15 protein-coding genes and 1 tRNA gene are annotated in these 13,494 nt (G+C 59.0%); 12 read left to right on the top strand and 4 right to left on the bottom strand.

Translation table 11 applies throughout. The features are described from left to right. Nucleotides 1–99: 99 nt before the first annotated feature. The 5 genes from ACQK2Q_RS05980 (at nt 100) to ACQK2Q_RS05960 (ending at nt 4,378) form a co-directional block, all read left to right on the top strand. On the top strand, nt 100–1,410 hold the full coding sequence (locus ACQK2Q_RS05980) for a replication-associated recombination protein A (protein ID WP_425408830.1): 1,311 nt from the start codon (nt 100–102) through the stop codon (nt 1,408–1,410). A gap of 79 nt (nt 1,411–1,489) precedes the next feature. Continuing rightward, complete coding sequence (locus ACQK2Q_RS05975; protein ID WP_425408829.1) at nt 1,490–2,296, top strand: sterol desaturase family protein; 807 nt, start codon at nt 1,490–1,492, stop codon at nt 2,294–2,296. Continuing rightward, a complete protein-coding gene (gene crcB / locus ACQK2Q_RS05970) occupies nt 2,293–2,676 on the top strand; it encodes a fluoride efflux transporter CrcB (protein WP_425408828.1) in 384 nt (127 codons plus the stop codon). The genes ACQK2Q_RS05975 and crcB overlap by 4 nt, the downstream gene beginning before the upstream one ends. Beyond that, the gene (locus ACQK2Q_RS05965) at nt 2,673–3,668 is read left to right on the top strand and encodes an RluA family pseudouridine synthase (RefSeq protein ID WP_425408827.1); all 996 of its coding nucleotides are present in this window, start codon (nt 2,673–2,675) and stop codon (nt 3,666–3,668) included. Before crcB ends, ACQK2Q_RS05965 begins: the two co-directional genes overlap by 4 nt. Continuing rightward, nucleotides 3,665–4,378 (top strand): ATP12 family chaperone protein, encoded by a 714-nt coding sequence (locus ACQK2Q_RS05960; RefSeq protein WP_425408826.1) that lies wholly within the window; start codon nt 3,665–3,667, stop codon nt 4,376–4,378. Before ACQK2Q_RS05965 ends, ACQK2Q_RS05960 begins: the two co-directional genes overlap by 4 nt. A gap of 4 nt (nt 4,379–4,382) precedes the next feature. Here ACQK2Q_RS05960 and ACQK2Q_RS05955 read toward each other — a convergent pair whose 3' ends face one another. After that, nucleotides 4,383–5,180, bottom strand: a complete 798-nt coding sequence (locus ACQK2Q_RS05955) for a hypothetical protein (protein WP_425408825.1) — start codon at nt 5,178–5,180, stop codon at nt 4,383–4,385. Between the two features lie 92 nt (nt 5,181–5,272). After that, nucleotides 5,273–6,289 (bottom strand): SDR family oxidoreductase, encoded by a 1,017-nt coding sequence (locus ACQK2Q_RS05950; RefSeq protein ID WP_425408824.1) that lies wholly within the window; start codon nt 6,287–6,289, stop codon nt 5,273–5,275. A 747-nt stretch (nt 6,290–7,036) separates the two neighbouring features. Between ACQK2Q_RS05950 and ACQK2Q_RS05945 the strand changes: the two genes are divergently transcribed. After that, a complete protein-coding gene (locus tag ACQK2Q_RS05945) occupies nt 7,037–7,240 on the top strand; it encodes a hypothetical protein (protein WP_425408823.1) in 204 nt (67 codons plus the stop codon). 62 nt (nt 7,241–7,302) lie between these two features. Here the strand turns inward: ACQK2Q_RS05945 and lipB are convergent, their stop codons facing one another. Beyond that, on the bottom strand, nt 7,303–8,043 hold the full coding sequence (gene lipB, locus ACQK2Q_RS05940; RefSeq protein ID WP_425411126.1) for a lipoyl(octanoyl) transferase LipB: 741 nt from the start codon (nt 8,041–8,043) through the stop codon (nt 7,303–7,305). A 217-nt stretch (nt 8,044–8,260) separates the two neighbouring features. Here lipB and ACQK2Q_RS05935 point away from each other — a divergent pair. The 6 genes from ACQK2Q_RS05935 to ACQK2Q_RS05910 all read left to right on the top strand — a co-directional run bounded on the left by ACQK2Q_RS05935 (nt 8,261) and on the right by ACQK2Q_RS05910 (nt 12,256). Beyond that, nucleotides 8,261–8,345: transfer RNA gene (locus tag ACQK2Q_RS05935), tRNA-Leu, on the top strand. 116 nt (nt 8,346–8,461) lie between these two features. Further along, nucleotides 8,462–8,761: a hypothetical protein gene (locus ACQK2Q_RS05930; protein ID WP_425408822.1), complete on the top strand. Its 300-nt coding sequence runs from the start codon at nt 8,462–8,464 to the stop codon at nt 8,759–8,761. 3 nt (nt 8,762–8,764) lie between these two features. After that, complete coding sequence (locus tag ACQK2Q_RS05925) at nt 8,765–8,893, top strand: hypothetical protein (RefSeq protein ID WP_425408821.1); 129 nt, start codon at nt 8,765–8,767, stop codon at nt 8,891–8,893. A gap of 55 nt (nt 8,894–8,948) precedes the next feature. Further along, nucleotides 8,949–10,295 carry a proline--tRNA ligase gene (proS, locus tag ACQK2Q_RS05920; RefSeq protein ID WP_425408820.1) on the top strand — a complete coding sequence of 449 codons (1,347 nt, stop codon included), beginning with the start codon at nt 8,949–8,951 and terminating at the stop codon, nt 10,293–10,295. Continuing rightward, nucleotides 10,288–11,574: a lipoprotein-releasing ABC transporter permease subunit gene (locus tag ACQK2Q_RS05915; protein WP_425408819.1), complete on the top strand. Its 1,287-nt coding sequence runs from the start codon at nt 10,288–10,290 to the stop codon at nt 11,572–11,574. Before proS ends, ACQK2Q_RS05915 begins: the two co-directional genes overlap by 8 nt. After that, a complete protein-coding gene (locus tag ACQK2Q_RS05910) occupies nt 11,567–12,256 on the top strand; it encodes an ABC transporter ATP-binding protein (RefSeq protein ID WP_425408818.1) in 690 nt (229 codons plus the stop codon). The genes ACQK2Q_RS05915 and ACQK2Q_RS05910 overlap by 8 nt, the downstream gene beginning before the upstream one ends. On the opposite strand, the gene ACQK2Q_RS05905 is transcribed toward ACQK2Q_RS05910, so the two are convergent. Then, entirely contained in the window at nt 12,253–13,467 is a 1,215-nt protein-coding gene (locus ACQK2Q_RS05905) for a class I SAM-dependent methyltransferase (RefSeq protein ID WP_425408817.1), read from the bottom strand. The two genes, ACQK2Q_RS05910 and ACQK2Q_RS05905, sit on opposite strands and share 4 nt — an antisense overlap. Nucleotides 13,468–13,494 lie beyond the last annotated feature (27 nt).

The following is a 13,494-nucleotide window of genomic DNA, read 5'->3' as shown; positions in this document are numbered from 1 at the left end:
TTGCCGTACATCCTTCGAGGCCGCTTTGCGGCGCCTCAGGATGAGGACTTCGGTTAAGCCAATCTCCCATGAAGACGCATAACCGCAAAAGGACCCGCATTGTCAGACCTCTTCCAATCCGCCGGGCTTGAAAAAGACGCGCCGCGGCCGCTGGCGGACCGACTGCGTCCGGCGAAACTGGATGATGTTGTGGGGCAGGATCATCTGCTGGCGAAGGGCGCGCCGCTCAGGCGCATGCTGGACGCCGGGCGGCTGTCTTCCGTCATCCTCTGGGGGCCGCCGGGCGTCGGCAAAACGACGATTGCGCGGCTGCTCGCCGATGACGCGAATCTCGAATTTGAACAGATCTCTGCGATTTTTTCCGGCGTCGCCGATTTGCGCAAAGTGTTCGAGCGGGCGAAGGCGCGGCGCGCGGCAGGGAAGGGCACGCTTCTGTTCGTTGATGAAATTCACCGTTTCAACAAGGCGCAGCAGGATGGGTTCTTGCCGCATGTTGAGGCGGGGGTGATTACGCTGATTGGAGCCACGACGGAAAACCCGTCATTTGAACTGAACGCCGCGCTCTTGTCGCGCGCGCAGGTTTTCACGCTCAACCGCCTCGATGACGACGCGCTGGAAAAACTACTGCAGCGCGCCGAGGTGGAAGAAGCGCGAGACCTTCCGCTAACGGATGAAGCGAGGGCGGCGCTGCGGGGCATGGCCGACGGCGACGGCCGCTTCGTTCTAAATCTCGCGGAAGAAATTTTCGCCGAGCCCGAGACACGCAAACCCATCGAACCGGCGGAGCTTGGCGAAATCGTCCAGCGCCGGGCGCCCGTTTACGACAAGGGGCAGGAGTCGCACTACAACCTCGCCAGCGCCTTGCAGAAATCCATTCGGGGATCTGACGTGGACGCGGCGCTCTACTGGGCCGCGCGCATGCTGGCCGGCGGCGAAGACCCGAAATTTATTTTGCGGCGGCTGGTGGTGATCGCGTCGGAAGACATCGGCAACGCCGACCCGCAGGCGCTGCCGCTGGCTGTCGCGGCGAAAGACGCCTACGAATTTCTCGGCCAGCCTGAGGGCGAAATCGCCATCGGGCAGTTGGTCGCTTATCTGGGAACGGCGCCGAAATCCAACCGCTCGCATGTGGCGTTCAAACAGGCGAAAGCCGCCGCGCGCGACACCGGCTCGCTCATGCCGCCGCCCCACGCTATGAACGCGCCCACAAGGCTGATGAAAGACCTCGGCTATTCACAAGGCTATGTCTACGATCACGATACGGAAGAAGGGTTCGCGGCGCTGAATTATTTCCCGCCCGGCATGGAGCGGCAGGCGTTTTACCAGCCCTCTCAGTACGGCTTTGACAAGGAGATCGCCAAACGCCTCGACTACTGGAACAAAAAGCGGCGGGAACAGTCCGGGTCGTGATGGAAATTTCTCAATCCATCGGAATAAAGAGCCTTCATCCTGAGGCTTTGTGTGGCCGGCGTTTCACATATGAAGCGTTTTGATCATATCTGAGATGGTGACGAACAGTTGGCAACTCCTCGAGGCGGTTCCCGGCGGCGCAAAGCTGCTGGTCGCAGGCGGCGTGTTTGGTCTGTTTTTTATCGGGGAGCGTTTGCGCGCGGCGGCGCCCTATCCGCCCGGCAAGGCGCGGCTCATCCGCAATATGGGTCTTTGGGCGATTATCCTGCTTGCATCGCCCCTGATCATCACGCCGATCGCCGCCTTTGGCGCCAATGATCTGCTCTGGGCGCGCCCGGCGCCATTGCAGAACAGCCTGACCGTTCTGCTTGCCGATATCATTCTTCTGGATTTGTGGACCTACTGGCTGCATCGCGCCTGGCATCGCGTGCCGGCGATGTGGCGATTTCATCGCGTGCATCATTTCGATGAATTTCTGGACTCAACGAGCGCTGTGCGGTTTCACCTCGGCGAAGTGGTTGTCTCCGCGTTGTTGCGGCTTATTCCCATTATTGTGCTGGCCATACCGCTCACGCATATATTGATATTCGAAACGGTTTTCATTTGCGCCGTGATATTCCATCACTCGAATTTCCGGCTGCCGGAACGATGGGAGCAAGGTCTGTCGCGCTTGATCATCACGCCGTCCATCCACTGGGTGCATCATCACGCCGTGATGAAAGACACCCATTCGAATTATGGGGCGATCTTCAGCTTCTGGGACCGGATCTTTCAATCCCGCAGCCTGACTGTCCGCACAAGAGAGATGAAAATCGGCCTTGAATCCATTGAAGACAAACCACTTTACCGGCTAGTCCTGTCCCCGTTCATGAGGAAAGAGCGATGAGCGGCACAATCTGGATTGCGGTCGGCGCCGGCGGCGCGCTTGGGGCCATGGCGCGTCACGGCGTTTCGCGCGCGGCGCTGCACTGGCTGGGCCCGAATTTTCCCTGGGGCACGCTCGCGGCGAATGTCGCCGGGTCCATGATTATGGGGCTGGTTATCGTCTGGCTCTCGGCGCGCGAACCGGCGAGTCCGGCCTTGCGGGCGTTTTTGACAGTCGGTCTGCTTGGCGCCTTCACGACGTTTTCTACATTTTCTCTCGATACGGTCACACTCTATCGCGACCGCACGCTGATGATCGCCGCACTCTATCTCGGGGCGTCCGTCATATTCTCGATCGGCGGATTGCTGGCTGGGCTTTTTATCGGACGCCAGCTCACATGAGCGGCGTACAGACAAAAACCGTCGGACCCGATGAAGCGGGGATGCGCCTCGACCGCTGGTTCAGGACGCATTTTCCCGCTGTGCGGCACGGCGAGCTGGAAAAGTTACTGCGAAAGGGACAGGTGCGGGTTTCCGGCGGGCGCGCCAAATCGAACCGCCGTCTTGAAACCGGCGATGAAATCCGCATTCCGCCGCTGACGGAGCAGAAACAGAACAAGCCGCCACGCCGGTTCAATCCGGAAGACGCGGACGCCATTCGTAAGCTGATTATTTTCGAAGACGATGCGCTTATCGCGCTCAACAAACCGTTCGGTCTCCCCGTGCAGGGCGGTTCAGGCGCGACGCGTCACATTGACGGCATGCTGGCGGCGCTGGAAAAAGACGGCGAACGCCCGCGGCTTGTGCACCGGCTCGACAAGGACACCGGCGGGCTTATGCTGGTCGCGAAAACGCGCAAGGCCGCGCAGGCGCTCAGCGAAGCGTTCAAGGGCCGGGATATCGAAAAAACCTACTGGGCGCTGACGGCGGGCGTTCCAAGGCCCGCCGAGGGCACCATCAATCTGCCTGTCGCCAAGCGCATGGTGCGGATCGGCGGCGCCGGTCAGGAGAGCCCCGGCCAGCAGCGCATGGTCCCGGCGGAAGGCGAGGACGCCAAGACCGCCCTGTCGCATTATCAAACCCTGGAAGAGGCGGGCGTCGTCGCGTTTCTCGCCATGCAGCCGGTAACGGGCCGGACGCATCAATTGCGTGTTCACGCCGCCGCTATAGGCTGCCCGATCGTCGGCGACGGCAAATATGGCGGCGCGGCGGCGCGCCTTGAAGGCGTTTCATCAAAGCTGCATCTGTTCTGCCGCGCCATGCGTTTTGCGCATCCCGTCACCCGCCGGACCATGACCCTGACAGCGCCGCTGACGGGACATATGCGCGAGACATGGAATTTCTTCTCCTTCGATGGCGAAGCGGTTTGCGAATGGCCGGAGGACTTGAAATGACGTCCGCGCCCCCCATCAAACCTTTTTACAAGGATGTTTCTCTGGAGAAAATCCACGGCCGGTTTCATCTGATGCTCGATGGGCGCAACGCGCGCACCAAGGCGAAAAACCCGCTATCGGCTCCCACTGAAAGCCTCGGCGCGGCGCTGGCCGATGAATGGGCGGCGCAGGAAAAAATCATCGACCAGAACGCCATGCCGCTGACGGGCATTCTCTCAACGGCGATCGACGGCGGCGAAGAGGCCGGCGAAATGTGGCGCAATGAAATTCTTGAATATCTGAATTCCGATCTTGTCTGCTACAGGGCGGAAACGCCGGCGGCGCTTGTGGACAGACAGGCCGCCGCCTGGGACCCTTATCTCGACTTTCTGCGCGATGATCTTGGCGCGGCGCTCATCTCCACCAGCGGCATTGTCGCCGTCGCCCAGCCGGGGATCGCCGCCGAAGCCGTCAGAAACGCGCTCCTTGGCGCGGCGCCGGAAACCCTCTTCGCCCTGCGGCTCGCGACGGCCATTACAGGGTCGGCGGCGATGGCGCTCGCCCTGTGGCGCGGCGCCTATCCCGCTGACGATGTTTTCGAAGCCTCGCGCGTCGATGAGCGCTTTCAGGAAGAACGCTGGGGCGCGGACGAAGAGGCCAAAGCGCGCGAAGCGCGGATGCGCGATGAATTTATCAGCATCGGCCGGTTTTTCAGCCTGATGCGGGACTGAAAACTTATTGCGCGGCGATGGTCTCGCCGAGATTGAGCGCACGGTAACGCATCAATTCCTCGTCGCGTAAAATCCTGTCCTTGTCCGCATCCATGGAATCAAAGTCGAGCAATTGTTCGCGGATAAAATCCTGCAGGCTCAAGGTTTCTGCAGCGCCCGCCATGAATGCGAACTTTTCCCGGGCGTAAGCGCGGGCCTGCATATCCGCCGTATCCGGATCGATCTCTTCAAGAAACGCGTCATATTCGCGCTGGCGGGCAATTTCCCGCGTAGGCGCTGCAATGCGGCGCGCGTTGTTTTCCCGCCACGTGTTGACGAGACCGGCGAATTCTTCGGCCGTCATGGCGCCGTTGCGGTCGACATCCGCGATGGCGAAGTCGAGCTTTGCTTCCTCAAACGCTTCTGTGCGGGTCAGCGCCTCGCCGTCAAACGCGGCTTTCAGTTCTTCAACCGTGCTGCGCCCGGCTTCCGTCTGGCGATAAGGATCGTCACGGTCATAGGTAACGGTGCGTTTGTCGGATTCGATGACTTCACCATTCACGGACCGCTTCAGGGTGACGGTCTGTTCCAGCTGCTGGCGCCCGTTCAGCATGTCCGCCATATTATCGGCGTCGACTTCCACCGTGTTTTCCTCTCCTGCACTTGCGTCAGATAGGGGGGCGGATTGCTGGACAGATTGCTGGGCGGCGGCGTTTTCAGGCGCAGCGGCGTCTTGCGCAAACGCGCCGGCCCCGGCTGCGCCAAACGCTAAACCGGCGGCGCCAAGCGTTACGAAAGCGAAAATGATCGTTTGATACTTCACGGGGTCTAAACTCCTGTACTTGTTCACTTGACTAACATGGATATGGGTAAAAAGTCCCAAAATTCCGGAGGGTTTGACTGATCCAGAGATTATTAAATCATTTTAATGCGCTCCAGCGCGCGGGCGGCGTCAATAACGGCGTCCCGGGCAGGCCGGAAAGCAACGCCCGTTAACCCTTTCACATAGTCGCTTTGCGCCTGCGGGACAGCATTCAGATCCGGAATGACGGCGGCGAGATTGCGATCGAAATTCGCCGCGACGCGCACCAGCCATGCGGGCAGGGTGCGGACCGGGATACTCTTCGCCCTGTCAGGAAACGCATTGCGCAAGATTTCCGCAATGTCGCGCAGGGACAAGGTCTCGCCCGCGGCAATCAATCTGCGCCCGCCGGTCTCGGGGTTTTCAAGCGCCTTCACATGTATGGCGGCGAGATCGCGCACATCTATGATGGGAAAGCTGGCGGGCGGCAGGGCGGGATAGGCGCCGGTCATAAGCATACGGATGACTTCCAGCGAAGCGCCGATATCGTCGTCAAGCGGCGGGCCAAGGACGAAACCGGGGTTCACCGTCGTCAGGCGATGTTTATATCCGCCTTCGACAGCCGCGTCCCACGCCGCTTTTTCCGCCTTGGTTTTCGAAACCTGATAAGCGGAAAGCGCGGACCACGATAAATCCGTCCAGTCATTTTCTGTCACGGGAAAAGATTTCGGCCGGTCCGGACAGTACATCATGGCGACCATGGATGAGGTGAGGATGATGCGTTCCGCTTTTCCGGCGGCGTTCAGGACGCGCAGGACGCCGCCGCGCGCTGCGGGCGTCAACGCGTCGCGATCTGAGGGCTGCGACAGCGGAAACGGCGAGGCCACATGCATCACGCCTTCGCAACCCTCCACCGCTTCCGCCCAGCCTTCGTCCCGGGTGAGGTCGGCGGATGCGAATGACAGGCGCGCGATATCGCCGCCCGCTTCAGCCAGCGAGGCCTTGACCTGTTCAGCCTTGTTCAGCGCACGTATTGTACCGCGTACTTCATATCCGCGTTTCAGAAGCTCCAGCGCGGCATGTTTGGCGATGAATCCGCTGATCCCGGTGACAAGCACCTGTTTGGGCATGAACACTCTCCCTTCGCCTCGCGGTCCGACGCGTAAACGGCGCCATTCGCGCACCCCTTTTACGTGAATCGCGCGTTGAAAAATACAACCTATGTGTTGAATTCTTCAAAAAAACCCAGTGTTGGTGGGTAGATATCCACCCCCTTTTGAACCTGGCCTATACTGCGCGGCAGTCCGGATGCGGAGAGACGGTAAGCGCTGCCGTAGCTTGCTGATCCGGATCGCGGCGCCCCGCGCGCAAAGGCGCGCAGGTTATAATTTGACCGCGTTCGCGGTCGGGCGATTGGCGCCCCCGTTACTCCAAACGCATGTAATCCATGCGGACGGGGGATCGGACGCCAGCTTAGTCCCGGCCGTTAATTGGGGTTGGGGTCCCAATTCACCTGCAACCGAGCCCCTGGGTGACACGCGCGGAACGCCCGTCTGAGGCGGAACGCGCGCCGGCGGCATTCGGTTGGCGATGATGCATAAGCCGGCCCGCGCGCGAAGGCGCGCACGATATGATTAGACCGCATTCGCGGTCGGGGGGCGCAAAGCCTCCGCTATTGTTATTGAAAAGGAAGTTTCGCGTCTCGCGCAATCTCTCCACCTTATGCATTCGCTTTCGCATGAAAGGCGGTGACGATAAAACTTGTCCGGACGGCTGAGGCGTTGCGCGCTCGCGCTGGAGTCTTGATTTGTCCACTTTCGCGGCGCGAAAGGCTATGACGCGCCTGCAGTGAACAGATACGCATACGGAGCGAAAATATGAAACAGAGCAGAAAAGGGAAAACGCCCCGAGACTGGAAACGCAAACGCGGGCGCTGGGCTGACGAAACATCCGTAGCCGCCGAAACGCCGGAAGCGCTTAATCGCCATGAATATGTCTGGGAAATCGTCTCCATGTGTTGCTCGGCGGACAAAATATCGGCGGCTTATGGCGCGGCCATCGACTGGATGGAGGAGAGGTGATGCAAAGACGGGCGCAGCGTGAAAGGCGCATGCCTTTCGCAACCGCCGCTGATTTGAGCTGTCTAGGTCAGCGCCGCCGCATTTAAAACCGGCGCGGGCGCTGTCTCCGCAGCGCCGAAAATACGCGTGAAAGCGCGCTGAAGCGCCTGGTCGGCGTCGTCCAGCGTAATCGGCAGGCCAAGGTCCACGAGACTGGTGACGCCAAGGCCGGGCTCGGCGATGCCGCAGGGCGTGATGCCGGAAAAATGCGACAAGTCAGGTTCAACATTGAGCGCGATGCCGTGAAAGCTCACCCAGCGTCTTACGCGAACGCCGATTGCCGCGATTTTGTCTTCGCGCCGCGGCCCGCCCGGTTCCGTCCGGTCAACCCAGACGCCGACGCGTCCGTCGCGGCGTTCGCCCCGGACGTTGAATTCGCCGAGGGTCTCGATGATCCACTGTTCAAGCGCATGCACGAAGGCGCGGATATCCTTGCCGCGTTTTTCGAGGTCCAGCATCACATAGGCGACGCGCTGGCCGGGACCGTGGTAGGTGTATTGTCCGCCCCGGGAGCTTTTATAGACCGGAAAGCGGTCCGCCAGCAGAAGGTGGTCCGGTTTCGCGCCGGTGCCGCCGGTATAAAGCGGCCGGTGTTCCAGAAGCCAGACAAGTTCGTCCGCATCGCCGGCGCGGATGGCCGCCGCGCGCGTCTCCATGAAGGATACGGCGGTTTCATAATCGATGCGCCCGGTAGAGACAGCCCATTGCGCCGGCGCATCGCGCCAGACTTTCAAAGCCGGTTCTGTTCGGGTCGGGTCCGTCATGTCTGTAACAAGGCTCATGCTGCGATCCGGCGCCTGGCGGCGTTCCGTCTAGATGGCGCTTTTCCGGCGGTGCGGCAAGGCGCCGGAATATGCGCCATTCGCCACTGGCAGGCGTTAAAACGGTTGAAAGTCAGGATTTTCAGGGCGGTTTCGTTCCGGAATGGGCTTCACACCGGGGATTGCTTTTGCTATCTCCCGCCCCCTTCGCTGATGATTTGCGGTCGTGGCGGAATTGGTAGACGCGCAGCGTTGAGGTCGCTGTGGGGCAACCCGTGGAAGTTCGAGTCTTCTCGACCGCACCATCCGCAGCCGTTTCCAGCCCCGTTGACCGGCTGGCCCACGGCGGAGCGCCTCTCATCCGCGTTAATCCTTAATCTGGCGCCATCAATGCAACACCGTCTCCATGGAGGCGGGACGCATGATCATAGCCGGCATAGCTTTCTCCATCGCCGCGGCGGGGGCCGCCGGAGACATGATCGTTCTGCGCCCCGGTCCTTGTGCGGCGCAACAGACGTTTCTGCTCGCACAGAACAGCGGCGCCATCGTCCGGGTGGACAATGAAACGCCCGAAAATCCGGATACCAGCGTCATCGTCTACCGCCGGCAAGACAGAGCCGGATGGGCCAGCCGTCGGTTATTACGCCGTTTTGATCTGCATCTGACGCCGGGCGGCGCGCGAATTGTCAACTCCGGCGAATTCTGCCGGGAAGGGCGCTAGGCGGTGCGCGCGCTCATCATATGTCTGGCGCTCGCCTATTGGGCCGTGGCGGTGCTTGGTCAATCTTTTGTCGCCAGCTTTGAACTGGCGCCTGCGATGTCCGAAATCGCTGCGCAGGATACCCCCGGATAGACAAGCGCGGCGGGCCTTCCTAGAAGGCATGCGAAACTGCAATCCGGAATTTCGCATGCGTCTCAGCCGATATTATCTGCCTTTATTGAAAGAAACCCCCGCCGACGCTCAGATCGCCTCGCATCGCCTGATGCTGCGCGCGGGCATGATCCGCCAGGAAGGCGCAGGGATTTACGCCTGGCTGCCGCTCGGCTTTCGGGTTTTGAAAAAAATCGAACAGATAGTGCGAGAAGAACAGGACCGCGCCGGCGCCGTGGAAATGCTGATGCCGACAATCCAGTCTGCGGAGCTGTGGCGCGAGAGCGGACGCTATGACGCCTATGGCAAGGAAATGCTCAGGATTACCGACCGCGCCGATCGCGAAATGCTGTTCGGTCCCACGAATGAAGAAATGATCACGGAGATTTTTCGCGCCGGCGTCAGGTCCTACAAGGATCTGCCGAAAATGCTCTATCATATTCAGTGGAAATTCCGAGATGAAATCCGCCCGCGTTTCGGCGTCATGCGCGGCCGTGAATTTCTGATGAAGGACACATATTCGTTCGACATCGACGAATCGGCTGGGCGCGAAAGCTATAATAAAATGTTTGTCGCTTATCTGCGCACCTTCGCCCGCATGGGACTTAAGTCGATACCCATGCGCGCGGAGACGGGGCCGATCGGCGGCGATTTAAGCCATGAATTCATCGTACTGGCCGATACCGGGGAGAGCGCCGTCTACTGCGATCGCCAGCTTGTGGACATGGACACGCCGAAAAAGGACATCGATTTCGACGGCGACTTACAGCCTGTCATCGATCAGTTTACCGCCCATTACGCCGCGACCGATGAAATGCATGACGAAGCGGATTTTGAAAAAGAGGTCGATGCGGCGAACCGTGTTTCGGCACGCGGCATAGAGGTCGGTCATATCTTTTTCTTCGGCGATAAATATTCCAAACCGATGAAGGCCGTTGTCGCCGGTCCGGAAGGCGGCGAAATCCCTGTGCAGATGGGTTCTTACGGGGTTGGCGTGTCGCGGCTTCTCGGCGCCATCATCGAGGCCTATCACGACGATGACGGCTGCAAATGGCCGGCGTCCGTCGCGCCGTTTCATGCAGGCCTTGTCAATTTGCGGGCGGGCGATGACGCGTGTGATGAGGCCTGCGCCAGAATCTATGATGAACTTACCGGGCAGGGCGTCGAGGTTCTCTATGACGATACGGGCGCGCGGCCGGGTGAAAAATTCGCGCGCATGGATCTGATCGGCCTGCCTTATCAGATTGTCATTGGACCGCGCGGCCTTGAAAATGGCGAGGCGGAGATCAAACGGCGCGCCGACGGCGAGAAATCAACCTGCGCCGTTGACGCCGCCGCTGCGCAGATCGCGGCGTCTGTGAAAAAAGAGCTTTCATATGACTGAGCGTTCAGCGCCCGCCGCAACGAAGCCTTTTTCGTTTTTCGAATGGATGGTCGCGCGACGCTATCTGGCGGCGACCCGGTCGGGCAAGGGCGTATCGCTGATCTCAATGATCGCGTTTGGCGGGATCATGCTGGCGGTCGCGGCGCTGATCTCCGTCATGTCTATCATGCAGGGGTTTCGCCTGACGCTGCTTGACCAGTTGCTGGGCGTGAACGGTCACGCGCATGTTCAGGCCGAAACGCCTCTGACCGACTACAACGCGCTCACCGATGCGCTGTCGCGCGTAGACGGCGTGCGGGACGCAACCCCGCTGATCGAACTTCCCGTCTTTGCCAGCGCCGCCGGTGAAACCGGCATGGTGGTGCGCGGCGTCCGGCGCGACGACCTTTTGAAAAATAACTATGTCACGGGTCCCGACCATGTGGTCGACGGCAGTTTCGATAGCTTCGGACTGGGAGAACGCGGCGGCAACGAGATTGCGCTTGGCAGCCGTATCGCCAGCCAGCTCGGCGTGCGCGCAGGCGATCCGATAACACTGATTTCAGGACAGGGGCCGGAGACCGCGTTCGGTCGCACCTTGCGGCGCAAGACCTACACGCTGGCGGCCATCTTTCATGTGGGCAACGCAGAATATGACGCCATATACGGCTTCATGCCGCTGGAACAGGCGCAACTCTTTTTTGGATTTGACGATACAGTGCAGAAAATAGAGGTCTTCGTTGAAAATCCTGAGCGGATCAAATCCTATCATGAGCAGCTCGCCGGCGTCGCACCGGATTTAAACGTTTTCGACTGGCAGCAGCGCTTTCAGAGTTATTTTAACGCGCTCGAGATTGAGCGTTTCGCAATGCGGCTCGTACTGTTTCTGATTATCATCGTCGCTACGCTGAACATCGTCACCGGGCTGATTATGCTTGTGAAAGACAAGACAGGCGACATCGCGGTTCTGCGCACCATGGGCGCAACGCAAGGATCTGTGTTGCGCATTTTCGTCCTATCAGGCGCGATGATCGGCGTGCTCGGCACGCTTGCGGGAATTATTCTGGGTTCGCTTTTTGTGTTGAACATCGACGCTATCGAGAACGGGCTTTCGAATCTATTCCAGACCGACCTGTTTCCCGCGGAAGTTTATTATCTTGACGGCGTGCCGGCGAAACTGGAATTCAGCGAAGTGCTTCTTATCTCGGGATTCTCACTTTTCATGTCGTTTATCACAACACTTTACCCAGCATGGCGGGCGGCGAAACTCGATCCGGTGGAGGCGCTACGCTATGAATAGCGCTGCACCCGTCCTACGCCTGAACGATGTCGCACGCCGCTATGGCGATCTCGTTGTCGTCGAACATATCGATTTCTCTTTAGTCGCGGGCGAAACCGTCGCGCTGTTGGGGCCGTCGGGCTCCGGCAAATCTTCGCTTTTGCATATCGCCGGTCTTCTTGAAAACGCTTCGGCGGGCGAGGTGGAAATCCTTGGCCGCGCCACGTCGCGCCTCAATGATGCTGAGCGCACGCGTATCCGCCGCGATACGCTGGGCTTTGTTTATCAGTTCCATCATCTGCTTCCGGAATTTACAGCACTCGGTAATGTCGCCCTCCCGCAGCTTATTGGCGGCGTAAAAAAAGGCGACGCCGAGAAAGAAGCAGAGCGGCTGCTCACCGTGATGGGGCTGGGCGAACGCCTTCATCATCAGCCGGGGCAGCTTTCCGGCGGTGAACAGCAGCGCACCGCCATCGCCCGCGCTCTCGCTAACAGACCGAAAATATTGCTGGCGGATGAACCGACCGGAAATCTTGATCCCAAAACTTCTGATGTTGTTTTTGACGCCCTCTTGCGTCTTGTGCGCGAGGAGGGGCTTTCCGCGGTCATCGCCACGCACGATCAGCGGCTCGCCAAACGAATGGATCGTATATTGATTATTAAAGAACAGCGGCTCGTTGACCTGGAGTACACGCCCGCCTAGACGCGCTGCGCCGCCACCTGACGAACATTGGTCGTGCCCGCTTTGAAGCCAGCCTCGCAATAGGCGAGATAAAATCGCCAGAGTTTTTTAAAGCGTTCATCAAACCCGAGGGGGCTGATTTCGTCCCATGCGGACAAGAACTGTTTTCGCCATTCATGCAATGTTCTGGCGTAGTCTTCGCCGAACGCAGTGGCGCTGCGAATATTAAGCCCGGCTTTTTCCACGAGATTATTCAAGATCGCATCGCTAGGTAAAATACCGCCTGGAAAAACATAGCGCTGGATGAAGTCAGTCTGGCGCGAATAGCGATCAAAAAACCGGTCGGCGATCGTAATGATCTGCAGACCCGCAATGCCGCCGGGTTTCAGCGCGTCGCGCACTTTATCAAAATAGGTTTTCCAGTATTCCTTACCGACCGCTTCAAACATCTCAATGGAAGCAATCTTGTCGTAAGACTGGTCCACATCGCGATAGTCCAGAAGTTTGAATTCAACCTTGTCATTTAAGCCTTGTTTGAATATTCGTTTGCGTGCGTATTCATATTGCGCCGGGGAAATTGTCAGGCCCGTCACATTCGCGCCGATGTCTTTTGCAGCAAACTCCGCAAACCCACCCCAGCCGGAACCGATTTCCAGAACATGCTCATCGGTTTTCAAATCGATAGCAGCGGCAAGGCTTCTATATTTGTTTAGTTGGGCGTCGCGCAGATTTGCTTGCGGCGCCTCATATTTCGCAGAAGAATAGGTCATCGTCGGATCAAGCCACTTCTCATAGAAGCTGTTGCCGAGATCGTAATGCGCCGCGATGTTCTTCTTCGAACCGGCTTTAGTGTTCTTGTTCCAGACCGAACGAAGATTTTGCACCAGGCTGATCAGGGTTGAACCTTTAAACGCATCCTGCACGTGTTCTGCATTGCGCGCGAAAATATAAAGGCAATCGGCGAGCGCCGGCGTGTCCCATTGTCCGTCGGCATAGCTTTCAAAAAAGCCGATATCGCCCCCAAGAATAGCCCGCTTGGCAAAACCGTAGTCTGAAACGCTGATAACACCCCTAGCGTCGCGCTCGTCTTCGCCTTCAAAGGTGATCGATTTCCCGTCCGGCAAAATAAACATCAGCGTGCCGTAGCGGATACGGCCAGCGATTTTTAAAACCTGGCGAAAGAAAAACGGGTAATCCTTGAACGCGTCTGCGGGGTTTGCATCGTTTGCCATATGTTTCTTCCCGGTTTGGCCGTATTC

The sequence above is a fragment of the Hyphococcus sp. genome (assembly GCF_965228385.1).
In the GTDB taxonomy this organism is placed as follows: domain Bacteria; phylum Pseudomonadota; class Alphaproteobacteria; order Caulobacterales; family Parvularculaceae; genus Hyphococcus.
The sequence above is the reverse complement of the archived record's forward strand: the minus strand, read 5'-3'. Positions and strand labels throughout refer to the sequence as shown.

What these genes read in the sequence shown, in the direction of transcription:
- crcB (WP_425408828.1), top strand. Translation starts at nt 2,293, where the DNA reads ATGAGCGGCACAATCTGGATTGCGGTCGGCGCCGGCGGCGCGCTTGGG.
- ACQK2Q_RS05965 (WP_425408827.1), top strand. Translation starts at nt 2,673, where the DNA reads ATGAGCGGCGTACAGACAAAAACCGTCGGACCCGATGAAGCGGGGATG.
- ACQK2Q_RS05960 (WP_425408826.1), top strand. Translation starts at nt 3,665, where the DNA reads ATGACGTCCGCGCCCCCCATCAAACCTTTTTACAAGGATGTTTCTCTG.
- ACQK2Q_RS05950 (WP_425408824.1), bottom strand. Translation starts at nt 6,289, where the DNA reads ATGCCCAAACAGGTGCTTGTCACCGGGATCAGCGGATTCATCGCCAAA.
- ACQK2Q_RS05945 (WP_425408823.1), top strand. Translation starts at nt 7,037, where the DNA reads ATGAAACAGAGCAGAAAAGGGAAAACGCCCCGAGACTGGAAACGCAAA.
- lipB (WP_425411126.1), bottom strand. Translation starts at nt 8,043, where the DNA reads ATGACGGACCCGACCCGAACAGAACCGGCTTTGAAAGTCTGGCGCGAT.
- ACQK2Q_RS05930 (WP_425408822.1), top strand. Translation starts at nt 8,462, where the DNA reads ATGATCATAGCCGGCATAGCTTTCTCCATCGCCGCGGCGGGGGCCGCC.
- proS (WP_425408820.1), top strand. Translation starts at nt 8,949, where the DNA reads ATGCGTCTCAGCCGATATTATCTGCCTTTATTGAAAGAAACCCCCGCC.
- ACQK2Q_RS05915 (WP_425408819.1), top strand. Translation starts at nt 10,288, where the DNA reads ATGACTGAGCGTTCAGCGCCCGCCGCAACGAAGCCTTTTTCGTTTTTC.
- ACQK2Q_RS05910 (WP_425408818.1), top strand. Translation starts at nt 11,567, where the DNA reads ATGAATAGCGCTGCACCCGTCCTACGCCTGAACGATGTCGCACGCCGC.
- ACQK2Q_RS05905 (WP_425408817.1), bottom strand. Translation starts at nt 13,467, where the DNA reads ATGGCAAACGATGCAAACCCCGCAGACGCGTTCAAGGATTACCCGTTT.